This is a genomic window from Pseudomonas sp. PAMC25584, from assembly GCF_058135675.1.
On sequence record NZ_CM176870.1, the window covers coordinates 4,420,022 to 4,442,168 of the forward strand.

Below are 22,147 nucleotides of genomic sequence, written 5' to 3' on the forward strand. Positions count from 1 at the left end.
CTTAGCCGCCTGGCGCGGGGGCGAAGATGGACTGCAGGTGCGCTTCGCTTTCGCCCATGCTGATGTTGTCGTTGAGGCCTTGGCGCAGGTAGGTGACCAATTGCGGTTGCAGGGCAATCGCCAGGTCAGTCTCACGATCGCCGCCGGCCACATAGGCGCCAACGCTGATCAGGTCGCGACTTTGCTGGTAGCGCGACCACAACTGCTTGAACTGCTGGGCACGGGCCATGTGCTCCGGGGTGACCACCGACGGCATCACCCGGCTGATGGACGCTTCGATGTCGATGGCCGGGTAGTGCCCCTCCTCCGCCAGGCGCCGCGACAGCACGATGTGACCGTCGAGCACGCCCCGCGCCGAGTCGGCGATCGGGTCTTGCTGGTCATCGCCTTCAGACAACACGGTGTAAAACGCGGTGATCGACCCACCCCCCGCCTCGGCATTACCGGCGCGCTCCACCAGCTTGGGCAACTTGGCGAACACCGACGGCGGATAGCCCTTGGTGGCCGGCGGCTCGCCGATGGCCAGGGCGATTTCCCGCTGGGCCTGGGCGAAACGCGTGAGGGAGTCCATCAGCAATAGGACGTTCTTGCCCTTGTCGCGAAAATATTCGGCGATGCGCGTGCAGTACATGGCGGCGCGTAAACGCATCAGCGGCGCATCGTCGGCCGGGGACGCAACGACGACGGAACGCTTGAGGCCTTCTTCACCGAGGCTGTGCTCGATGAACTCCTTCACTTCCCGGCCCCGTTCGCCGATCAGCCCCACCACGATGATGTCGGCCTCGGTAAAACGGGTCATCATGCCCAGCAACACCGACTTACCCACGCCGGTACCGGCAAACAGGCCGAGGCGCTGGCCGCGACCGACCGTCAATAAACCGTTGATGCTGCGAATGCCCACGTCAAGCGGCTGGCTGATGGGGTTGCGCTTGAGCGGGTTGATGGTGGGGCCATCCATCGGCACCCAGTCTTCGGCTTTCATGCCGCCCTTGCCGTCCAGCGCACGACCGGCACCGTCCAGCACGCGACCGAGCATGCTCATGCCCATGGGCAGGCGGCCGGTATCGGCCAGCGGCACCACGCGGGCGCCGGGGGCGATGCCCGCCAGGCTGCCAACCGGCATCAGGAAAATCTTGCTGCCGGAAAAGCCCATCACCTCGGCTTCGACCTGCACCGGGTGGTAACTGTCGTCGTTGATCACCAGGCAGCGGCTGCCCATGGCGGCGCGCAGGCCTTCGGCTTCGAGGGTCAGGCCAACCATGCGCAGCAAGCGCCCTTCGAGGATCGGCTGGCCGGGCAACTTGGTGGCCTCGGCATACCCGCTCAGACGCTTGGCGAAACTGGTGCGATCAAGGCGCATCGGGGGCGTCCAGGTCCACGCTCATGTCAGGTTCGGCCGGGTTCAGGACCTGCTCGTGCACCTGGTCCAGCAACTGGGCCATGATCTGGCTGATGCGCGTTTCCACCGTGGCGTCGATGCGGCTGTATTCGGTCTCGACGCGGCAACCACCGGGCTGCAGCGCTGCATCTTCGACGATGCGCCAGGTTTCTTCATGGCGCTCGCGCAGGGCTTTGACCTGTTCGAAATCCTGCGGGTTGATGTGCAGCCGCACATTGCCGACACCCAGGGGCAGCAGCTTGAGGGCTTCACGCATGACGCTTTCGATCTGACTGGAGTCCAGCACCAGCTCACGCTGGATCACCTGGCGGGCGATGTGTTCGACCAACCCGACCATGGCTTTTTCGATCTGCGAATCCTGCTCGGCGATGGGCTCGAACAGGCTGCCCATCAGGCGTTCCAGGCTGGCCAGCTTGACGTTCAAGGCAGCCTCGGCTTCCTGGCGAACCTTGAGCGTGGTGCTGCGAAAACCATCTTTTTCGCCAGCGGCGAAGCCTTCGTTGTAGGCCTCCTGGCGAATGCTTTCCAACTCTTCCAGGGTCAGCGGCTGGACTTCTTCCAGCGGCACTTCTTCCATTTCCGCCGGCAGTTCTTCCACAGGCTCAGGTTCGGGCTCCGGCACATGCGGATCGAAGCTGGGCAACGACCAGATGTCGAACCCGCCCACGTCCCGCGCGCGAATCAGGTCGCTGGGCGCTTCATCTTTGTTCGACATGCGAGGCGCCTTAGATCATTTCTTCGCCGCCCTTCCCACCGAGAACGATTTCTCCGGCTTCGGCCATACGGCGGGCAATCGTGAGGATTTCCTTCTGCGCGGTTTCCACGTCGCTGACGCGTACCGGGCCTTTGGCTTCCAGGTCGTCGCGCAACAGTTCGGAGGCGCGCTTGGACATGTTCTTGAAGATCTTTTCCTTGACGCCTTCGTCCGAACCCTTGAGGGCCAGTACCAGCACGTCGGAGGAGACTTCGCGCAACAGCGCCTGGATGCCACGGTCGTCGACGTCGGAGAGGTTGTTGAACACGAACATGAGGTCTTCGATCTGGCCGGACAGGGTGTCGTCGATCTCGCGGATCGAGTCCATCAACTGGCCTTCGACCGAGCTGTCGAGGAAGTTCATGATGTCGGCTGCGCGCTTGATACCGCCCAAGGTGGTACGCGAAGCATTCGAGTTGCCCGAGAACTGCTTCTCGAGAATCGTGTTGAGTTCTTTCAGGGCCGCCGGCTGCACGGTGTTCAACGACGACACGCGCAGGATGATGTCCAGGCGCACTTTATGGTCGAAGTGGCCGAGCACTTCGCCGGCCTGGTCGGGGTCGAGGTACGCCACCACGATCGCCTGGATCTGCGGGTGCTCGTAGCGGATCACGTCGGCGACGGCGCGCGGCTCCATCCATTTCAGGCTGTCGAGGCCGCTGGTGTTGCCGCCCAACAGGATGCGGTCGATCAGGCCGTTGGCCTTGTCTTCGCCGAGGGCCGAGGTGAGCATCTTGCGGATGTAGCTGTCGGAGCCGACGCCCAGGCTGGTCTGGTCGCCGACGATCTCGACGAACTCGCTCATCACCTGTTCGACCTGCTCTCGGTGAACGTTGCGCATCTGCGCCATGGCCACGCCCACGCGCTGGACCTCTTTGGGCCCCATGTGGCGCAGCACTTGTGCGGCGTCGGTTTCACCCAGGGACAGCAGCAGGACTGCGGCTTTGTCGACCTTGGTGAGCTTGGCAACAGCGGCTCGACTATCACTCATCTGCGTTAATCCACTCTTTCACGACCTGGGCCACACGGCCCGGGTCTTCTGCCACCAGACTCTTGATTGCGTTCAACTGAGCGTCATAGCCTTCGCTCGGGCTTGGCAACAGGATGCTTTGCGGGCCGCCGAGGCTGACGCGGTCGTTGGCCAGTTCGCCATCCAGGCCGCCCATGCCACCCAACTCGACATCGCTGCCAGCGAAGGTTGCCAGTTGTTTCTTACCATTGCCGGTGATGTTGTTGAGCACCGGACGCAGCACGCCGAACACCAGCACTACGATGAACAACACGCCCAGCACTTGCTTGACGATGTCCCAGAACCACGGCTGGGTGTAGAACGCCGCTTCAGCGATGACTTCGCCACGCTCGGCGGAGAACGGCATGTTGATCACGCTGACGCTGTCACCACGGCTGGCGTCGAAACCGACGGCATCCTGCACCAGGCGAGTGAAGCGTGCCAATTCGTCGGCGCTCCACGGCGCGCGGGTGACGGCGCCATCAGCGGCGGCGATCTTGACCTGGTCATCGACCACCACCGACACCGACAGGCGATTGATCCGGCCCTGTTGCTGCTTGGTGTGGCTGATGGAACGGTCGAGTTCGAAGTTCTTGGTCGACTGGTTACGCTTGTCCGCCGGGTAGGGAGCGAGCATCGGCTGGCCGGTGGCCGGGTCCATGATCTGCTGACCGTTGGCGTCCAGCAGTGGCTGGCCAGCGGCAATGGCTCCAGCGGTCGCGGCGGCACCGCCGGTGGTCTGCGGGGCTGAAGCCGGGGCTGGCGGCTGATTGCTCAGGGCACCCGGCACACCTTGTGGGCCGCTGCTGGCGGTGCGTTGTTCGCTGGTCGATTGCTCGCTGCGCAGGGCCGGCTGGTCCGGGTTGAACTGCTCGGAGGTCGATTCGACGGCGCTGAAATCCACGTCGGCGGACACTTCAGCCTTGTAGCGATCGTTACCCAGCACCGGTTGCAGGATGTTGTGGACACGCTGGGTGAGCATGCTTTCCATGCGGCGGCTGTAGTCGAACTGCTTGCCGGCCTGGGTCAGCGAAGAGTTTTCCGCCATATCGGACAGCAGGTTGCCCTTCTGGTCGACTACGGTGATTTGCGACTTGCTCAATTCGGGAACGCTGGTGGCCACCAGGTTGATGATCGCCAACACTTGGCCTGGCTCCAGGGAGCGGCCGGAAAACAGTTCGACCAATACCGAGGCACTTGGCTTGCGCTCATCACGCACAAACACCGAGCTCTTCGGAATCGCCAGGTGAACACGGGCGCCCTTGACGTTGTTGAGGCTGGAGATGGTCCGCGCCAGTTCGCCTTCCAGGCCACGACGGTAGCGGGTCGCTTCCATGAACTGGCTGGTGCCCAGGCCCTGGTCCTTGTCGAGGATCTCAAAACCGATATTGCTGTCGGACGGGGTCACGCCGGCGGCGGCCAGCTTCATGCGGGCACGGGCGACATCATCGGCCTTGACCAGCAGCGCCCCGGAGTTGGGCTCCACGGTGTAGGCAATGTCGGCGGCGGCCAGGGTTTCCATGATCTGTTTGGAATCCATACCGGCCAGGCTGCCGTACAGCGGCCGGTAATCGGGTTGCTGCGACCACAGCACCACGGCAAAACCAATCGCCACGCTGGCAGCCAGGCCGACCATCAGGCCCACCTGACGCAGCATGGTCATTTCCGAGAGGTTTTCCAGGAACGACAGGCCAAACAGCGGCGGCTTGCCGTCTGCCTTGGCGGGTACGTTGTCCACGACTGCTTCTGCCATGACTTAAATCTCGCCCTTAAACCGGCATCTGCATGATGTCTTGATAAGCCTGAACCAGTTTGTTGCGCACCTGGGTCAAGGCTTGAAAGGACACAGTGGCTTTCTGCGAAGCGACCATCACGTCGGTCAGGTCCACGCCGCTCTTGCCGATCTCGAACGCGGTCGCCAACTGGTTGGAGGCTTGCTGAGTGTCACTGACTTTGTTGACTGCCTGGCCGAGCATGTCGGCGAAACTGCTTTGGCCCAATTCCGGCGCTGGCGCGACGGATTTCGGTTGAGCCATGGCATCCATTTGCATGGAGCGCATATCCAACATCAACCGATTGAACTCAATACCCTGGCTCATGACCTTCTCTCTCCGACGACCCGCATTTTTTTGACACTACGCAGCAGTTACTAGGGGTGGTAGCAACAAGGGTGCCAGCTCTGTAGCAACTTGTAAGAAAAGGCGACAAAACTTGTCGACCTTGTTACCGATCAGGTGGCGAAAAGGTAGCCTTCCACGTCCATCCCAGCGTCGCGCATCTGCGCCAGCTTGTAGCGCAAGGTGCGCGGGCTGATGCCCAGGCGCTCGGCCGCTTCTTTGCGGCGGCCGCGTTCGGCGCGCAGGGTGTCGATGATCATCTGGAATTCGCGGCGGCGCAGGTCGTCGCCCAGAGCCCCTGCAGACTCGGCTTCAGCGACCAGCGGCACGGGCGCCAGGCTCGGTAACGGCGCGGCGCCACTGCCCATGGCCAGGCAGAAGTCCTGGGGCTGGATCAAGCCGCCCTGTTGCAAAATCAATGCACGCTGAATCGCGTTGTCCAGCTCCCGCACGTTGCCGGGCCACGCGTAGCTGATCAGGCAGGCCTGGGCTTCGACCGACAGCCGCGCCTGGGCGTGCTTCATTTTTTTGACGTGGTTGTTCAGCAGACGCTCGGCCAGCGGGATGATGTCCGCCGGGCGCTCGCGCAGTGCGCGCCAGGCCAGGGGGAATACCGAGAGACGGTAGAACAAGTCTTCCCGAAAGCGCCCCGCCGCCACTTCGCCGGCCAGGTCGCGGTTGGTGGTGGCGACCACGCGGATATCCAGCTGGATCGGCTTGCGCGCACCGACCCGCTCCACTTCACGCTCTTGCAGCACCCGCAGCAGCTTGGCTTGTAGGCCCAGGGGCATTTCCGAAATTTCGTCAAGCAGGATGGTGCCGCCGTCGGCCTGTTCGAACTTGCCCGCCTGGGCCGCGATGGCGCCGGTGAACGAGCCCTTTTCGTGGCCGAACAGCGTGGCTTCGAGCATGTTGTCGGGGATCGCCGCGCAATTGATCGCGATAAAGGGCTGCTGGGCGCGGCCCGATTGCTGGTGGATATAGCGCGCCAACACTTCCTTGCCGGTGCCCGACTCGCCGGAAATCAACACGGTTGAGTCACTGCGCGCCACGCGGGCCGCGAGTTCCAGCAATTGTGCGCTGGAGGGTTCGAAGGCAATCGGGCCGTCGCCTTCACCGGCCGGAATCACTCCCAGGGCATGCCGCGCCACCAGTTCGATCAACGCCTTGGGCTCGAAGGGCTTGACCAGATAATCCGCCGCACCCTGGCGCATGGCGTCCACCGCGCGCTCGACGGCGCCATGAGCGGTCATCAGCAACACCGGCAGTTGCGGCTGTCGCGCACGCAGCAGGCCGAGCAACTGGTGGCCGTCCATGCCTGGCATGTTCACGTCGCTGACCACCAGGCTGAAGGGCTCTTGCTCCACCGCCTCCAAGGCTTCCTCGGCGGAACCGACCGCACGATAGTCATGGCCCGCCAGCAACAGCGTGTCAGCCAATGCCTCACGTAGGGCACGATCGTCTTCCACCAACAAAACCTTGATAGCCATAGCCTTTTTACTCCGCGCTTGCCGCGCATGAAAACAGCGGCAAGGTCATCAATGCACAGGTGCCACGCCCCAAGCGGGAACGCAGTTGCAATTCTCCCTGATGGGCACGTGCCACTGCCTTGACCACCGTCAGGCCCAGGCCCGTACCGTTGGTCTTAGTGGTAAAAAACGGTTCGCCGAGGCGTTGCAGCACCCCCGGCTCGATGCCGCTACCGCTGTCGCTGATGCACAGGCGCAGGGTTTGTGCGCGGGTGTACAGATGCACCTTGAGCTGCGCGCCGGGGCCGCTGGCCTGGGTCGCGTTTTCGATCAGGTTGAGCAGCGCGCCCACCAGCGTGTCGCGGTTGCACAACAATTCGCCTTGGTGGCTGTCGCACTGCCAGCGCACATTGGCGCCCTGGACGTGGGTGGCGGCCGCCGCTTGCAGGGCCTGCATCAGGCCGGACGGGGTGAGGCGGTCGGTCAGCGGCAATTCTCCGCGGGCAAACACCAGCATGTCGCGCACCTGGTGCTCCAACTCATGCAAACGCTCCTTGAGTCGTCCGGCAAAACGCTGCTGGGTTTCGGCGGGCAATTGCTCATCAGTCAAATGACTGGCGTAGATCAACGCCGCCGACAACGGCGTGCGGATCTGATGCGCCAAAGAAGCGACCATCCTTCCCAACGACGACAAGCGTTCATGGCGCGCCAGTTGGTCTTGCAGGTGACGGGTTTCAGTCAGGTCGTTGAGCAGCACCAGTTGGCCGGGCTCGGCATCCAGGGAGCGCGTGGCGATAGACAGGCGGCGCCCATCCTTGAGGGAGATTTCATGGCCGTCATCGTCACGCGGTGCGAAGCAGCGGGTGATGACATGGCGCCATAGCTCGCCCTCCAACGGCAGCCCGAGCAGGTCGCAGGCGGCCGGGTTGGCTTCGCGCACGCGGCCCTGGTCGTCGATGACGATCACGCCGCCGGGCAACAGGTCGAGGAGGTTTTGCAGACGGTTGGCCAGGCGCTCTTTCTCGGCCAGCTCTTCCATGCGCTGCGCACTGACGACCGCCAGTTCACCCTTGAGCTCGGAGACCCGCGCTTCCAACAGGCTATAGGAGTCATTCAGTTGGCTGGACATCTGGCTGAACAGCGAGAACGCCTGCTCAAGGCCATGTCGGCTGAGCTGTTCGGCGGTCGGGACCGGCCCCTGGAGCTCAGGGACCGAAGATAGTTGGGCGGCGTGGGGCATCATGCTCTCTCGCTTGGCTGACCGTCAGTTAAACGGAACGTTGCGAGGGCTGTAGCAATACCCGTGCCTAAAAAAAACCACCTATAAAACAGTGGCTTGAAAAACAGGCGTCAATCATCTGCCTGTTCATCACCGTCTCGACGACTCATCCCGTACTTGCGCATCTTCTCCACCAGGGTGGTTCGACGGATGCGCAAGCGCTCGGCCGCACGGGCGACGATGCCGTTGGCGTCGTCCAGGGCTTGCTGGATCAGCCCTTGTTCGAGGTTGCCGAGGTAGTCTTTGAGGTCAAGCCCTTCCGGCGGCAGCATGGCGTTGGCACCGAAGTCCGGGGTATGGCCGTTGATGGCGATCCGCTCTTCCATGTCACTGCGCAGGCTGTCCACCAGATGCTCGTCTTCTTCGTCGACGTAGCGGAATTTCTTCGGCAGCTCGACCACGCCGATCACACCGTAGGGATGCATGATCGCCATGCGCTCCACCAGGTTGGCCAGCTCGCGGACGTTGCCCGGCCAGGCGTGGCGGCACAGGGACATGATCGCCGCCGAATTGAAGCGAATCGAGCCGCGCTTTTCGTGCTCCATGCGTGAGATCAGTTCGTTCATCAGCAGCGGGATGTCTTCCACGCGCTCACGCAGCGGAGCCATCTCGATCGGGAACACATTGAGGCGGTAATAGAGGTCTTCGCGGAAGCTGCCGACCTCGATCATGCTTTCGAGGTTCTTGTGGGTCGCCGCAATGATGCGCACGTCGACGCTCTGGGTTTTGTTGCTGCCCACGCGCTCAAAGGTGCGTTCCTGCAGCACGCGCAGCAGCTTGACCTGCATTGGCAGCGGCATGTCGCCGATTTCGTCGAGGAACAGGGTGCCGCCGTTGGCCAGCTCGAAACGCCCGGCACGGCTGGTGATCGCCCCGGTAAAGGCGCCCTTCTCGTGGCCGAACAATTCGCTTTCCAGCAGCTCTGCCGGGATCGCCCCGCAGTTGACCGGCACAAACGGCCCGTCGCGGCGCTTGGAGTGATAGTGCAGGTTGCGCGCGACCACTTCCTTGCCGGTGCCCGACTCGCCGAGGATCAGCACGCTGGCGTCGGTATCGGCCACTTGCTGCATCATCTGGCGCACGTGCTGGATCGCCCGGCTGGTGCCAACGAGGCTGCGGAACAGGTTGGGCTCACGGTGGCGACCACGCTCACGGGCCTGGTCGTACATTTCGCGATAGACCTGGGCGCGGTGCAGGGAGTCGAGCAATTTGCTGTAGCTGGGCGGCATTTCCAGGGTGGACAACACGCGGCGGCGCTGGTCTTCCGGCAGGTCGAGCGAAGAAATATCGCCCATCAGCAACACCGGAAGGAACTCATCCCAGGTTGACAGTGTCTTTAACAAGCCCAGAACTGCGCCAGGAGCGTTTACCGTCCCAATCAGCACACAAAGGATTTCACGGCTCGACGACAACGAGCTGACCGCCTGCTGCCAATCGTGGCTACCGCAGGGAAGATTTTCTTCGCCGAGAAAATTCAAAATCACCGCTAAATCGCGGCGGCGGACGCTATCGTCATCAATCAGCAGAATTTTGGTTTCACGCCACATGCAATAGCAACTTCCCTAGTAAAACGCTCCGCCCAGAGTGTGGGCTATCTAGATGCCTGTAAGACTTCTTACCTTACTAGACGTCTGAAATCTGAAAACAGCACTAGTTAAGTCAAAAATGCTGGCACAGTCAAATATATGACGCGCCGTTCGGATTAACTGCGCCCGGTCAACCGAACAGATGGTAAACCTTTGACGCATTTTCCGCTCGGTTGATCTGCGACATCTCTTCGAAAATCGCCTGGCGCTCGCCAGTCGTCACCTCAAGCAACTGCTGATAGACCGCCAACAAGCTCTCGAGCTTTTCCCGCAGGGCATCCTCGTCCACCGGCGCATTATTGAGCGCCTCATCAATCACCGCACGGCAGCCCATATCCAGTTCGCCGATAGCGTCCCAATTACGTTCAGCCAATGCGTCGACCAAAGCTTCGCGGGTTTCGTCAATCCGTTGCAGGGCGTGGCTCATGACATCTTCCTCAGGCCCAAAGGCCTACAGTGTTGCAATACCGTCCCAGCCTTCCTTGAGCGTAATCATCAGGCCGGCTACTTCGTCGATCATGGTGACATCGCTCTTGCTGTTTGCTTCCAGCAGGCGCGTGGTCATATAGGCGTACAGGTTATCCAGTTGCTGCAACGCCGCCGGGTCATCAGTTTTTTTTGGGTTAAGGCCATCACGCAAGCCGATCAAGATGTCGATCGCCTTGCCCAACAACAAGCCTTTTTGCGCGATATCACCACGAGCCATGGCGCCCTTGGCCTGAGCCATGCGATCCAAAGCGCCTTCCATCAGCATCTGGACCAAACGGTGTGGGCTGGCCTCGGAGACCTGGGCATGGGAATTGACCTTCTGATATTGGCGAAGGGCTCTCATGGGATTCATTTTTCTACCTCGTGACAGGCAACACTAAAAAGAACGGCTCTGGTAATTATGTCGACGGTATCGCAAAAAACTTTAAGCCGGCGGTCTGGCGAAGGCCACGCCCGACAAAGGTCATCACCTCGCCGGGCGGCCTCATTGAGGATCAGTTGCTCTTCGTACTGTTCAGTGAATCGAGCGTGGTCATGACGCTTGTTCGTTGAGAGGTGAGCTGCGCAACCAGGTTGTTCATCGCCGTGTATTTAGCGGTCAGACTCGTCTTCAGCGCGGCCATGCGCGCCGTTAGAGTATCCTGCTGGGTTTGCATATCCTTGAGGTCGCTCGACAGCGTCGTTGAACGCGTGGCGAGGATGCCGGTATTGCTTAGCGCATAGCTGTCAGTCGCCGATTTCATACGCGCCAGCAGACCATTGTCACCGTTGAAGATGCCGCCGATGTCGGTGGGGTTAGTCAAGACAGCCGCACCGAACAGTTTATCGTCAATGCTCAGCTTGCCGCTTGTCTGGTCAGTATTCACACCAAACTGAGCCAGGGACTTCAACGTTCCCGAACCCGACAATGCGTTCAACTGACTACGCAAAGCCGACTGCAGATTGCGCATGGTGGCATCGCCCGTCAGCGCAGAGCCCGTGGTAGTGCCATTAGCGTTGGTGGTGACTGCCGTCTCAGTGTTCATCGCGGTTACCAAGGCGTTATAGGTATCCACGAACCCCTTGACCGAGCTCTTGAGCGTGTCGGTACTACGTGTGACCGAAATGGTCGACGCCACCCGGTTAACGCCGTCAGAAGACATTGCCGAGACGCCCGTCAACTTGATACTCACGCCACTGATCGCGTCAGCCAGGTTGTTGCTCTTGGATTCCTGCGCCGTACCGTCGATGGTGTATTTCGCATTCTGCGGCACGCCGCCCGCCAACACCGAGGTGCCGACTTCCAGGCCGGAGTTGCCGCCAATGGTAATGTCGGTGCCGGCCCCGGTATTGGTCGACGTCATGACCAGACGGGAACCCGTGGAGTCGGTCAGGATGTTGGCACTCAAGCCTGCGCTCGTGTATTGCGAGTTGATCGAGTCGCGCACTTGCTGCAACGTCGCGCCCGCGGGCACATTGACCGAATAATTCTTACCCGATTGGGAGAGCGTCAGGCTGGTCGCTGAGGCGGTCGAGTTGATGACCGTCGACGCACCGCCCGCGTAAGTCTTGCTAGCGACCTTAGAGGCCGTCGCCAACTGGTTGACCACCAGCGCGTAAGTCCCGGTGGAGGCACCGGCACCCAGGGTGATGGAGGAAATGCTGGAATCCGAGGTGCTCGCCGTCATACCGCCGATACTGGCGTCCTTGGCCATGTTGTCCATGGCACCGCGAAAAGCATCCAGCGCCGCTTGAATCTTGCCGATCGAGGACAGCTGGGCGGTCGACGTCTGCGTTTGCTTGTTGATCTGCGACTGCTTGGGTGCTTGTTCCGCGTTCACCAAAGCTGTCACGATCGACTCAGTGTTGATACCCGTAACCGGGCCGCTTACCGTGATATCACCCATGACTCTATCTCCTGATTGGGGCTGGCGCTTTCTTGACGGACGACGCCTCAAGCAGCTACAGCAACAAAATTCATGCCAGCTCAGACTTTGGCGTTAAACAACACGTTGCTGGCGTCGTGAAGGTTTTGTGCGAGTTTCAATGCCGTTTCCGAAGGGATCTGACGAATGACCTCGCCGGTTTCGGTCGCAATGACCTTGACCACCACCTGATGGGTGGAGTCATCAATGGAAAAATCCAGGTTACGCTGGGTAGCCTGGACGAATTTGCGAATATCCGTCACCGCCTGTTCAAGGTCCGACGGCTTCGAGTCCTGTTTGGGTTCGACCGTGGCAACCGTAGGATCGACCTTGGTTTGCTGCGGGTCGCTGCTCTTGGCGGCAGGAGCACTCTGCGGCGCCGCTGCAGGATAAGACTGGTTCAACTTGACGCTCATGTCCATGTCCAATCTCCTCATCACGCAAAAGACAAAAGGGCACGTAAACGCGCCCTTCCGTCAGTCATCTACCGATGGCTATTACTGAAGCAGCTTCAGTACAGCGGAAGGCAGTTGGTTGGCCTGGGACAGGATCGCAGTGGACGCCTGTTGCAGGGTTTGTTGCTTGGTCAACTGAGCAGTTTCAGCAGCGTAGTCAACGTCCTGGATCTGGCCGCGAGCGGCAGTGGAGTTGTTGGCGATGCTAGTCAGGTTGGCAACGGTGTTGTCGAAACGGTTTTGTACAGCACCGAGACCGGCACGCTGGGAGTCGATGTCCGAGATCGCCTGGGTGATCACGTCGATCGCGTTCTGCGCGTTGCTAGCAGTGGTAACGTCGGTGTTGTTGACGGTGGTTTTGGCGGAGTTGGCAGCAGTACCTGTGGCGGCGAACAAACCCGTTACACCAGCACCGTTCAGCGCGTAGCTGTTGGAAGAGTTCAGCGAAACAGCACCGGTCGCAACGATAGCGGTGGCGGCCAGAGCAGTAGCAGTACCGTAGGCACCGCTACCGCCTTTGGTTGCAACCGAGATACCAGCAGCACCGCCGTCGCCAGCGTTGAAGGTCAGGTTCTCACCAGTGTCAGACTTGACCGACAGAGAGTTGGTAGTCGAATCGTAGTTAACGCTGATGCCCAGCTTGGCAGCGTTGGACTTCAGTTGGTCAGCCAGGTCGGAAGTGCTGGTCACGCCAGTGAACTGGACCGCAGAACCGCTACCCACTTGCAGGGTGAAGTTGGCGTTAGGCGGAGTAGCGCCAGCAATGGTAGCCGCGTTCACAGTGAACTGAGCTTCAGTGCTGGCAGTAGCAGCCAGGCCACCGACAGCGCCGTTCATTTGCGTAGCGATCTGCTTGGCGGAAGCGCCAGCTGCCAGGTTCACTGTTGCAGACTGACCACCACCGGTAACGATGATCGCGCCAGCGCCGATACCGGTTGCGTTAGGCGTCAGGGCCTGGGTTTTCAGCTGTTGCGAACCAATGTTGTTGGCGGCAACGTTACCGATGGTCATGTCGATAGTCTGGTTGGCGTTGGAGCCGACCTGGAACGAAGTAGTGCCGAAAGAACCGTCGAGCAGGTTCTTGCCACCGAAGGTGGTGGTGGTCGCGATACGGGTCAATTCAGCAGTCAGAGCGGAGTATTGAGCCTGGTTCGACTTACGGTCTTCAGCGCTTGGCGAGCCGTTCGCGGATTGCAGAGCCAGAGTACGCATGCTTTGCAGGATGTTGGTGGACTGCTGCATCGCGCCTTCAGCGGTCTGAGCAATCGAGCTACCGTCGTTGGCGTTTTTGATCGCAACGCCCAGGCCGTTGATTTGGCTGGTCAGACGGTCGGAGATTTGCAGGCCGGCGGCGTCGTCTTTAGCGCTGTTGATACGCAGGCCAGAGGACAGGCGCTGCATGGAGGTTTGCAGGGCAGTGGAAGCACTGTTCAGGTTTTTCTGAACGTTCAGCGAAGCAAGGTTAGTGTTTACTGTTAATGCCATGACGAAATCCTCGTGGGTGGTGTACTGCGGCTTCCGGCCCTGGCAACCGCCGGGTGTGGCCTAGAGAACCTTCGTAATAGTTATCGTCGTGAATGCAGGTTGCTTGAGGATTTTTTTGATTTTTTTTACTAGCACGGGGCCACCCTTTGGAATTCAAGCATTTACGATCGCCTGCCGCCCCGTAAATACTGGGCTTTCTGGCGCCAAATAAAAAACGCCCAGGCTTTTTGAGCCTGGGCGTTTTTTGTGCCGCACCATCAGAGGATCACGGGCGATAGAGAATCGCCGATCCCCACGACAGGCCCACACCAAACCCACTGATTGCAACGCGCTTCCAGTCGGGGTCATTCATGCGTTTTTCCAGCAGCAACGGAATGCTCGAAGACACGGTGTTGCCGGTTTCGACCATGTCCTTGATGAACTTCTCCACAGGTGCATCTTCGAAACGCCGGGCCACGGCATCAACAATCGCCGCACTGCCCTGGTGAATGCAGAAGGCGTCGATGTCGTCGGCCTTGAGGCCCGATTCGTTGAGCAGCTCGTGCAAATGCGCCGGCACCTTGAGCAAGGCGAAGTTGAACACCTGGCGACCATTCATGAAAAACACGCCATCACTGACCTTCAAATGCGGCGCGCCGGAACCGTCGGTACCGAACTTCGACTTGCCCAGCAACCACTCAGGGTCTTCCCCCATCCAGGTGGCGGTGGCGGCATCGCCGAAGAGCATGGTGGTGTTGCGGTCGTCCGGGTCGACAATCTTCGAATACGGGTCGGCGGTGATCAGCAGGCCGTTTTTCAGGCCGGTCGCTTCCATGAAGCCCTTCATCACATAGATGCCGTAGACATAGCCGGAGCAGCCCAGGGAGAGATCAAACGCAGCCACATGGGTCGGCAGGCCCAATTTGTCCTGAACGATAGCGGCCGTGTGAGGCAAACCCTCCTCATCGCCGTTCTGGGTCACGACGACCACTGCGTCAATGGATTCGCGCGACAACTGAGGGTTGGCAGCAAACAAGGCATTGACCGCCTCGACGCACAGGTCGGAGGTTTCCTGCGCAGCATCCTTACGCGGCAGGAACGCCGAACCGATCTTGCCGATGATGAATTCTTCATCCTTGGCGAATTTGGCACCCTGGGCGTAGTTATCGATCCCGTCTGCCGGCACGTAACTGGCGATACTTTTTATGCCAATCATTGTGGCTTCCCAATACTAAATAGCTGGATAACACCCCTCGGACTATGCCGGGAGCGCTGAAAATAAAGGGGATAACCCCGTAAAAATTTCGCTGAAAGCCGCCACGCAAAGACCCGCAGGCGACTTATCCTTTTCACACGATACAGTGAAGATGCGCTTTATGACTCACAGGTCACTCAATTTTGTGCGCTTTGTGCAAAACCCTGCAACATTCCCGCCGCCAGAAACGACAACGGCCCCCCTGTTGCCAGGTGGGGCCGCGAGTCCTGCTGTTGATTACATGCGGCTGAACAGGCTCAACTGAGAGATTCTCACGAAGGCCTGCTGCGAGGCCTGCAGCATGGTCTGTTGCAACGTCAGGTCAATGGCGGCCTGCCCCATGTCGACGTTTGCCAGCGACGACATGGTGGAGGTATTGGCCAAGCTCAGGCTGGTGTTTTCCTGGCCCTGAATATCCAGGGCGTTCTGGCGCGCGCCGATGGAGCCACGCACTTGGTCGATCTGCGCCGAGGCGTTGGCCAAGTTGCCGATGGAGGTGTTCAACGCATCCTTGAGCGAGTTCTTGGCGACCTGGCTGGCATCGGCCGGCGTTAGCAGGGCCTTGCGCAACTGGCCCAGGGTATCCAGGGCATTCATATTCTTGTTGCTGGTGGCGCCGACGGAGAACTGATCCCCCGCACCCGGCGTACCACTCACACCAAAGGTCACACCGGCAGCGGTGATCGACGTCGCGCCAGTGAGCATGGTACCTGTGGCGATCGTCTTGCTGTTGGCCGTGTACGGCTGAGCGTACACCTCATAAGCGTTACCGCTGGTGAACTTGACCACCGCCCCCGAGTTGGGGAAGGTGCTGGCGTAGGCCGCCTGATTCGTAACCTGACCGCCGGTCAACTGCGCCGTGGATGCATTACTCGCGGTACGCGAAAGGCTGAATGTATCCGGCTTGCTTTCCAAAGTGAATGCCGTGCCCGCCACCAACGCATCGGAGGGAGCCCCCGTCGCCACATCCGCCCCCAGGTTCAGGCGGATGTCGAACTTCACCCCACGAAGGTTGACGCTGGAAGCGCCTTCCTTGGTAGCGTCAAATGTCCCGTTACCGGTGATCTCGGACGTGACATCGTTACCCGCATTGTCGGTCACGCTGTATTGGGTGCTGCTGGCGAAAGTCAGCTTATAAGGCTGGCCATCGGCAAAACTCTTGGCGTAATCCGTGCCGGACGTGACAAGGCCGGCCGAAATCCCAACCGTGCCATCGTTGACCGCCGGCGGCAACAGCGTGGCCTGGGTGCGACCGGTGTTGGATGAACTCTCCAGCAACGTCTTGCCGGTATCCCCCGCCGCAACCGTCAAGTTACTCGACACCTGCAGGCTCAGAGACGTCTCATCACCCTGGTAGGTGTAAGTGCCATCATTATTGCGATTATAGGGCGGCGTATCGGTCTTGGCCCCGGAGAACATGTAGTTGCCGCTGGAGTCCTTGGTGTTGAGCAGGCCCAATACCTGGTCTTCCAGCGCCCCCACCTGACTGGCGATCGCCCTGCGATCATCATCGCTGAGCTTGAGGTTACCGGCCTGCAACGCCAAGCCGCTGGCGGTTTGCATCACCGTATTGATGCTCGACAGGACGCTCTCTTCGTTGGTCAACGAGTTCTGCAGAGTGGTGATATTGCCGTTGTACTGCCCCAGCATGTCTTTTTGCTGTTGCAGCATCAGCAATTGCGCAGCGGCCACCGGGTCATCGGAGGCCGTTTGTACGCGGACACCGGAACTCGCCTGGTCCTGGGCCTTCACCACACCCGAATAGTTGTCCTGATACTTGCTGGAGCTGGTGTCGAAATACTGCTGTGTAGAGATACGCATCGTTCCAGACTCCTTTAAAGGGCGTTAATCAGTGTGCTGAAGGTTTCTTGCGCGGCCTTGATGATTTGCGACGACGCGGTGTAGTACTGCTGAAACTTGATCATGTCGCTCGCCTCCTCGTCCAGGTTGACCTGGGACGCAGAGTTGCTAGCCGCCTTATTTGCCGTCAGTAGGGCGCCAGTGGCGGTGCTGTCGGTGTTGGCCTGGGCGGCCTTGGAACCGACCTGAGACACCAGACGGCTGTTGGCGCTGACCAGGCTCACGCCCGCATTGCCATCCACCGCACCGACCGTCGCCTTGGTCTGCAAACCCAGCAACTGCTGCGCGTTGCGACCATCGGAGGTCGCGCCACTGTTGAACGAAAAGGTGGTGCTGTCGCCGTTGGCAGGCGCACCCGCCACGGTGGTATCGAAACTAAAGCTCTTGCCTGGAATCAACGCGCCAGTGGCATCGCGCATCGGCACATTGGCGGTGATCTTATTGTCCTGGCCCGGGATAATGCTGCCGGTGCCGATCGAGTTGCCCTGGGCATCGCTGAGCGTGTAGGGCTGGGTGCCGTCCGCCGCTGGCTTGCCGAACACCATCTTCACCGGCATCGAATTCTCGATCCCGGTGCGCAACTGAGCAGTAGTGGCGCCGCCATTGATGTCTATCGGCACCGTCAAAGTCGGTGCTGTAAATGTGCCAGTGCCGGTGTTGGTCTTGCTTGCATTACCGGCCAATGGCCCTGCAAAAGCCAGTTTGTTGGGGTCTGTGACGCCGACGCCGATGTTGCTGGCGCCCGTCGCCGTCGGGCGGACTTTGAAGCTATCCCCAGCAGCAACCGGCCCATTGCCATCCAACGCCAGTGTGAACCCGTCAATCACCGGCGGCGGCGTGGTGGTGGTGTCGAACGCGCCCATGGCTTTACCGTCGGAGCGCACCACGTTGTACTGGTTGCCGCTGGTGAAGGTGACCTTGTAGTCGAAGGTCGACAGCTTGCTGCTGTCGGCAATCGTCACGTTCAAGTTGCCCGACCCTGCGCTGTTACCCGCAGCCCCCTGGCTACGCTGGGCAATGGCCGTTGCGCTGTTGATATCGCTGAACAGCGAAGAACCGAAATCGCTGTTGAGATCCAGGCCCTGGCCCAACTGGCTGTTCACGCTGTCGGCGGTCGCAAGGGCGATGCGCCCCAGGTCGTTGATCGCCGGCGTCAGCACATCACTGCGATAGCGCAACAGGCCGCCGATGCTGCCGCCGGTCACCACAGAACCGATGTCCATCGACGTGCTGCCCATTTTGAGCTGGATGGTGTACTGGCTATTGTCGGTGCTGCTGGGCACGGCGGAAATCGTATTGGAGGTACTGCCCTCGACCAGCGACTGCCCCGTTCCGGTGTTGATGCTGTACTGGCCGTTCTTCTCAGTCGCGGTGACACCGATCAGCTCGTTGAGCGAGCGAACCGCTTCATCGCGCGCATCCAGCAGATTGTTCGGCGTACTGTTCGACGAACCCTGGACCTGTGATATCTGGTTGTTCAGCGAGGCAATCGAGGAGGTCAGCTTGTTGACCTGGTCACTCATGGTGCTCAACTGACTGTTGATGCCTTCGCTCTGCTGGGTCAGCTGTGAGGAAATCGAGTTGAAGCGGTTACTCAGGGTCTGGGCGCTGGTCACCAGCAGTTGGCGCGCGGACACATCGCTGGGCGTTGCCGCAGCGGTCTGTAGGGAGGCAAAAAACGAGCTGAGCGCCGAGGACATGCCGGTGGACTTGTCCGACAGGGTCTTGTCGATCGCAGAGGCCTGGCCCGCGTAAGCGGTGGCATCGCTGTTGAGCGAGGTGCTCTTCTGGTAGGCGGCCCCCAGAAAATCGTTATAAATACGGCGCACATCACCAAGGGTGGTGCCACTGCCGATATACACGCCGCCGTACTGGTTACTGACGCTGGCATTCTGCGTGGTCTGCTGGCGCGAGTATCCCGGGGTGTTGACGTTGGCAATGTTGTTACTCAGGACTGACAACGATCCTTGAGCGGCGTTTAACCCCGACATCCCGATATTGAGCAAACTCATGATTCAGACCTTATAAATGAGTGGTCGCGCCCGCGGCAGCGTAGTTCTGGTAGCTGTTCATCGTTTTGGCAATCTGCGAAATCTTGCTGGCGTAATCCGGATCGGTTGCATAACCGGCTTTTTGCAACTCGCGCGCAAACTGTTCCGGGTTGTCGGCTGATTTCACAACTTCTTTATAGCGATCATTGCTTTGCAACAACGTCACCAGGTCATGGAAGCTGTCCTGGTAGGAATCGTAGGAACGGAACTGCGCCGTTTCCTTGACCATTGCCCCATCGCGAAACTCGCTGGTGATCGCGCGGGCCTGGCCGCCCTGCCAGCTCTGGCCGGCCTTGATACCGAACAGGTTGTGGCTGCTGCTGCCATCCTCGGCGCGCATCACCGATTTACCCCAACCGGTTTCCAGGGCGGCCTGGGCCACCAGGTACTTCGGATCGACACCGATACGCGCCGCTGCGGCCTTGGCCATCGGCAACATGGTGGCGACAAATTCATCTTGGGAGCTGAAGGCTTTCTTCGCTGGTGCCAACGGCGGCTGGGCCACGGCGCGGCCGTAGACCTGCATGCGGCCGCTGGGCACGGCAGAACTGTGTGCGCTGCTGTTGATCACGTTGTCATCGAAGGCGCTGTTACGCAGTGGCGCGCGGTTGGCATCGATAGCGACCGGCGCAGTTGGCACGATGCCGGCGAGCAGTCGATCGGTCAGCTTGCTCGGCAAGGCGATACGGCGCTGGTTCATCAGCGCCACGTCGTTGGTGTGAGCGCTGGCGCCTTCGGCGACGGCCACGCGGTAGGCCCACAGTGGTCGCTGGCCATTGGAGCGGCCCAATGGCCCGGTCGCCTGGGTGCCGGCGGCGATTTCAGTCGGCACATCGACTTTCTTCACCGGTTCAGCCGCCGCCGGCCCCTGCAAGGTGGCCGCCTGGGCGTCCACCGGCTTGTTCTTCTGCATCTGGCGCATCAGCACGTCGGCCAGGCCGATACCACCGCCCTCGCGGGACATCGAGACGGCCAGTTGCTGGTCGTACATTTCCTGGTACTGCTTGGCAGCCGGGGTGTTCAGCGGATTGTCCTTGCCCAGGGCCTCGGTGGCCGAGCGCATGGACTTGAGCATCTCGCTCAGGAACAGCGACTCGAACTCCTGCGCCACTTTGCGCATGTTGCCATCGCTGTTCTTGTCGGCGCCGACCTTGAGCTGATTAAGCCGGTTCAAGTCGGAATAAGACCCCGAGTCCGCCGTGCTGCTGATCCCGCTCTTGCGCATATCCATGGCCATGGCCTCAGATCACGATCAGGTCGGCTTGCAAGGCGCCGGCCTGTTTCAATGCTTCGAGGATCGCCATCAAGTCGCCGGGCGCTGCGCCCACCTGGTTCACCGCGCGGACAATCTCGTCCAGGGTGGTGCCGGGGCCGAACTTGAACATCGGCTTGGCTTCTTGCTGGGCATTCACCCGCGAGCGCGGTACCACGGCGGTCTGGCCATTGGACAACGGCCCAGGCTGGCTGACGATCGGGTCTTCGGTAATGGTCACGGTCAGGCTGCCGTGGGTCACCGCGGCCGGCGACACCTTGACGTTCTGGCCGATGACGATAGTGCCGGTGCGCGAGTTGATAATGACCTTGGCCACCGCCTGGCCGGGGTCGACCTCAAGGTTTTCCAGGATCGACAGGTAATCCACGCGCTGGCTTGGGTCCAGCGGCGCGGTAACCCGGACCGAGCCGCCGTCGATAGCCTGGGCGACGCCAGGGCCGAGCATGTCGTTGATCTTGTCGACCACACGCTTGGCGGTGGTGAAGTCGGAACGGTTGAGGTTCAGGGTCAGGCTGTTGCCCTGGTTGAAGCCGCTGGGCACGGTGCGTTCAACCGTGGCGCCGCCGGGGATACGACCGGCCGACGGCACGTTCACCGTAATCTTCGAGCCGTCGCGGCCTTCGGCGTCAAACCCGCCCACCACCAGGTTGCCCTGGGCGATGGCGTAGACGTTGCCGTCGATACCTTTGAGCGGCGTCATCAACAGGGTGCCGCCGCGCAGGCTTTTCGAGTTACCGATGGACGACACAGTGATGTCCACTACCTGACCCGGCTTGGAGAATGCCGGCAAGTCGGCGCTGATCGACACGGCCGCGACGTTTTTCAGCTGCGCGGTGCCTGAACCCGCCGGCACCTTGATGCCGAACTGCGAGAGCATGTTGTTGAAGGTCTGTAGGGTGAACGGGGTCTGGGTGGTCTGGTCACCCGTACCGTTGAGCCCGACCACCAGGCCATAACCGATCAACTGGTTGGAACGCACGCCGGAAATGCTGGCGATGTCTTTCAGGCGTTCGGCCTGGGCGACTGCGCTCAGGGACAGCAACAGTGCCGCCGCCATCAGCTGTTTGAATTTCAAAGTGGCCACCTAGAAAGGGAACAGCGGGCTAAGGAAGAAACGGTCGAACCAGCCCGGCTGACTCGCATCAGCAAACGAACCCGTACCCGAGTAGGTAATGCGTGCATCGGCAATGCGCGTCGACGATACGGTGTTGTCGGTGGCAATGTCGTCGGCACGGACCATGCCGGCGATGCGCACCAGTTCGTCACCGCTGTTGAGGGTCATCCACTTCTCACCGCGCACGGCGATGATGCCGTTGGGCAATACATCGGCCACCGTCACGGTGATCGAACCGGTCAGGCTGTTGTTCTGTCCAGCAGAGCTCTTGCCGTTGGTGGCACGGTCACCGCTGTAGCCTGCGCTCAAGCTCAAGTCACCACTGCCCAAGGGGTTGTTGGTGTTCGGCACGGCGCCGAACAACGAGGTCAGGCCAACACTGTTCTTGCTGGTCTTGTCCACTTGGGAGTTGGCGTTCTTGCTGGCCGTGGTTTTCTCGTTGAGGGTGATGGTGATGATGTCACCGACCCGGAACGCCTTGCGGTCGCCGTACAGGTTCTGTTCGAAACCGGCCTGGTAGATCGAGCCGTTATTGGCCGCCGCCGGCAACGGCGTGCGCGGCAACACCGGCGCGTAGTACGGGTCATTGGGTTTTGGCGTCGGGGCGACACAGCCCGCGAGCACGGCAATCCCACTTAATGCCAGAACGGAAACATAGCGATTCATGAC

19 protein-coding genes are annotated in these 22,147 nt (G+C 60.6%); all 19 read right to left on the bottom strand.

Annotated features, from left to right (window positions below; genetic code table 11):
* Nucleotide 1: 1 nt before the first annotated feature.
* A complete protein-coding gene (fliI, locus tag ACS5Q8_RS20480; RefSeq protein ID WP_253397705.1) occupies nt 2–1,360 on the bottom strand; it encodes a flagellar protein export ATPase FliI in 1,359 nt (452 codons plus the stop codon).
* Nucleotides 1,350–2,114 carry a flagellar assembly protein FliH gene (fliH, locus tag ACS5Q8_RS20485; RefSeq protein WP_276194207.1) on the bottom strand — a complete coding sequence of 255 codons (765 nt, stop codon included), beginning with the start codon at nt 2,112–2,114 and terminating at the stop codon, nt 1,350–1,352. Before fliH ends, fliI begins: the two co-directional genes overlap by 11 nt.
* A 10-nt stretch (nt 2,115–2,124) precedes the next feature.
* Nucleotides 2,125–3,144: a flagellar motor switch protein FliG gene (fliG, locus tag ACS5Q8_RS20490; protein WP_048720872.1), complete on the bottom strand. Its 1,020-nt coding sequence runs from the start codon at nt 3,142–3,144 to the stop codon at nt 2,125–2,127.
* Nucleotides 3,137–4,915, bottom strand: coding sequence for a flagellar basal-body MS-ring/collar protein FliF (gene fliF, locus ACS5Q8_RS20495; protein WP_276194208.1), 1,779 nt, complete (start codon nt 4,913–4,915; stop codon nt 3,137–3,139). Before fliF ends, fliG begins: the two co-directional genes overlap by 8 nt.
* Nucleotides 4,916–4,931: 16 nt before the next feature.
* The gene (fliE, locus tag ACS5Q8_RS20500) at nt 4,932–5,261 is read right to left on the bottom strand and encodes a flagellar hook-basal body complex protein FliE (RefSeq protein ID WP_276194209.1); all 330 of its coding nucleotides are present in this window, start codon (nt 5,259–5,261) and stop codon (nt 4,932–4,934) included.
* A gap of 131 nt (nt 5,262–5,392) precedes the next feature.
* Complete coding sequence (locus ACS5Q8_RS20505; protein WP_426100044.1) at nt 5,393–6,769, bottom strand: sigma-54-dependent transcriptional regulator; 1,377 nt, start codon at nt 6,767–6,769, stop codon at nt 5,393–5,395.
* Nucleotides 6,770–6,776: 7 nt separating this feature from the next.
* Entirely contained in the window at nt 6,777–7,988 is a 1,212-nt protein-coding gene (locus ACS5Q8_RS20510; RefSeq protein ID WP_426100110.1) for a sensor histidine kinase, read from the bottom strand.
* A gap of 110 nt (nt 7,989–8,098) precedes the next feature.
* Nucleotides 8,099–9,574, bottom strand: a complete 1,476-nt coding sequence (locus tag ACS5Q8_RS20515; RefSeq protein ID WP_276194211.1) for a sigma-54 dependent transcriptional regulator — start codon at nt 9,572–9,574, stop codon at nt 8,099–8,101.
* A gap of 169 nt (nt 9,575–9,743) precedes the next feature.
* On the bottom strand, nt 9,744–10,040 hold the full coding sequence (gene fliT / locus ACS5Q8_RS20520) for a flagellar protein FliT (protein ID WP_276194212.1): 297 nt from the start codon (nt 10,038–10,040) through the stop codon (nt 9,744–9,746).
* Between the two features lie 24 nt (nt 10,041–10,064).
* Entirely contained in the window at nt 10,065–10,454 is a 390-nt protein-coding gene (gene fliS / locus ACS5Q8_RS20525; RefSeq protein WP_426100045.1) for a flagellar export chaperone FliS, read from the bottom strand.
* 142 nt (nt 10,455–10,596) lie between these two features.
* Nucleotides 10,597–11,988 carry a flagellar filament capping protein FliD gene (gene fliD / locus ACS5Q8_RS20530; RefSeq protein ID WP_426100046.1) on the bottom strand — a complete coding sequence of 464 codons (1,392 nt, stop codon included), beginning with the start codon at nt 11,986–11,988 and terminating at the stop codon, nt 10,597–10,599.
* A gap of 80 nt (nt 11,989–12,068) precedes the next feature.
* Nucleotides 12,069–12,428 (bottom strand): flagellar protein FlaG, encoded by a 360-nt coding sequence (locus tag ACS5Q8_RS20535; RefSeq protein WP_426100047.1) that lies wholly within the window; start codon nt 12,426–12,428, stop codon nt 12,069–12,071.
* A gap of 75 nt (nt 12,429–12,503) precedes the next feature.
* A complete protein-coding gene (locus tag ACS5Q8_RS20540) occupies nt 12,504–13,946 on the bottom strand; it encodes a flagellin N-terminal helical domain-containing protein (RefSeq protein ID WP_443693511.1) in 1,443 nt (480 codons plus the stop codon).
* 265 nt (nt 13,947–14,211) lie between these two features.
* Nucleotides 14,212–15,141 (bottom strand): ketoacyl-ACP synthase III, encoded by a 930-nt coding sequence (locus tag ACS5Q8_RS20545; protein WP_443693510.1) that lies wholly within the window; start codon nt 15,139–15,141, stop codon nt 14,212–14,214.
* 276 nt (nt 15,142–15,417) lie between these two features.
* Nucleotides 15,418–17,001, bottom strand: a complete 1,584-nt coding sequence (locus ACS5Q8_RS20550; protein ID WP_443693509.1) for a flagellar hook-associated protein 3 — start codon at nt 16,999–17,001, stop codon at nt 15,418–15,420.
* Between the two features lie 14 nt (nt 17,002–17,015).
* Entirely contained in the window at nt 17,016–19,052 is a 2,037-nt protein-coding gene (gene flgK / locus ACS5Q8_RS20555) for a flagellar hook-associated protein FlgK (protein WP_276194218.1), read from the bottom strand.
* Between the two features lie 10 nt (nt 19,053–19,062).
* Nucleotides 19,063–20,328 carry a flagellar assembly peptidoglycan hydrolase FlgJ gene (gene flgJ, locus ACS5Q8_RS20560; RefSeq protein WP_276194219.1) on the bottom strand — a complete coding sequence of 422 codons (1,266 nt, stop codon included), beginning with the start codon at nt 20,326–20,328 and terminating at the stop codon, nt 19,063–19,065.
* 4 nt (nt 20,329–20,332) lie between these two features.
* Nucleotides 20,333–21,421 (bottom strand): flagellar basal body P-ring protein FlgI, encoded by a 1,089-nt coding sequence (locus ACS5Q8_RS20565; RefSeq protein WP_276197975.1) that lies wholly within the window; start codon nt 21,419–21,421, stop codon nt 20,333–20,335.
* A gap of 27 nt (nt 21,422–21,448) precedes the next feature.
* Entirely contained in the window at nt 21,449–22,144 is a 696-nt protein-coding gene (gene flgH / locus ACS5Q8_RS20570; RefSeq protein ID WP_276194220.1) for a flagellar basal body L-ring protein FlgH, read from the bottom strand.
* Between the last annotated feature and the right edge of the window lie 3 nt (nt 22,145–22,147).

What these genes read in the sequence shown, in the direction of transcription:
- fliI (WP_253397705.1), bottom strand. Translation starts at nt 1,360, where the DNA reads ATGCGCCTTGATCGCACCAGTTTCGCCAAGCGTCTGAGCGGGTATGCC.
- fliH (WP_276194207.1), bottom strand. Translation starts at nt 2,114, where the DNA reads ATGTCGAACAAAGATGAAGCGCCCAGCGACCTGATTCGCGCGCGGGAC.
- fliG (WP_048720872.1), bottom strand. Translation starts at nt 3,144, where the DNA reads ATGAGTGATAGTCGAGCCGCTGTTGCCAAGCTCACCAAGGTCGACAAA.
- fliF (WP_276194208.1), bottom strand. Translation starts at nt 4,915, where the DNA reads ATGGCAGAAGCAGTCGTGGACAACGTACCCGCCAAGGCAGACGGCAAG.
- fliE (WP_276194209.1), bottom strand. Translation starts at nt 5,261, where the DNA reads ATGAGCCAGGGTATTGAGTTCAATCGGTTGATGTTGGATATGCGCTCC.
- ACS5Q8_RS20505 (WP_426100044.1), bottom strand. Translation starts at nt 6,769, where the DNA reads ATGGCTATCAAGGTTTTGTTGGTGGAAGACGATCGTGCCCTACGTGAG.
- ACS5Q8_RS20510 (WP_426100110.1), bottom strand. Translation starts at nt 7,988, where the DNA reads ATGCCCCACGCCGCCCAACTATCTTCGGTCCCTGAGCTCCAGGGGCCG.
- ACS5Q8_RS20515 (WP_276194211.1), bottom strand. Translation starts at nt 9,574, where the DNA reads ATGTGGCGTGAAACCAAAATTCTGCTGATTGATGACGATAGCGTCCGC.
- fliT (WP_276194212.1), bottom strand. Translation starts at nt 10,040, where the DNA reads ATGAGCCACGCCCTGCAACGGATTGACGAAACCCGCGAAGCTTTGGTC.
- fliS (WP_426100045.1), bottom strand. Translation starts at nt 10,454, where the DNA reads ATGAATCCCATGAGAGCCCTTCGCCAATATCAGAAGGTCAATTCCCAT.
- fliD (WP_426100046.1), bottom strand. Translation starts at nt 11,988, where the DNA reads ATGGGTGATATCACGGTAAGCGGCCCGGTTACGGGTATCAACACTGAG.
- ACS5Q8_RS20535 (WP_426100047.1), bottom strand. Translation starts at nt 12,428, where the DNA reads ATGGACATGAGCGTCAAGTTGAACCAGTCTTATCCTGCAGCGGCGCCG.
- ACS5Q8_RS20540 (WP_443693511.1), bottom strand. Translation starts at nt 13,946, where the DNA reads ATGGCATTAACAGTAAACACTAACCTTGCTTCGCTGAACGTTCAGAAA.
- ACS5Q8_RS20545 (WP_443693510.1), bottom strand. Translation starts at nt 15,141, where the DNA reads ATGATTGGCATAAAAAGTATCGCCAGTTACGTGCCGGCAGACGGGATC.
- ACS5Q8_RS20550 (WP_443693509.1), bottom strand. Translation starts at nt 17,001, where the DNA reads ATGCGTATCTCTACACAGCAGTATTTCGACACCAGCTCCAGCAAGTAT.
- flgK (WP_276194218.1), bottom strand. Translation starts at nt 19,052, where the DNA reads ATGAGTTTGCTCAATATCGGGATGTCGGGGTTAAACGCCGCTCAAGGA.
- flgJ (WP_276194219.1), bottom strand. Translation starts at nt 20,328, where the DNA reads ATGGCCATGGATATGCGCAAGAGCGGGATCAGCAGCACGGCGGACTCG.
- ACS5Q8_RS20565 (WP_276197975.1), bottom strand. Translation starts at nt 21,421, where the DNA reads ATGGCGGCGGCACTGTTGCTGTCCCTGAGCGCAGTCGCCCAGGCCGAA.
- flgH (WP_276194220.1), bottom strand. Translation starts at nt 22,144, where the DNA reads ATGAATCGCTATGTTTCCGTTCTGGCATTAAGTGGGATTGCCGTGCTC.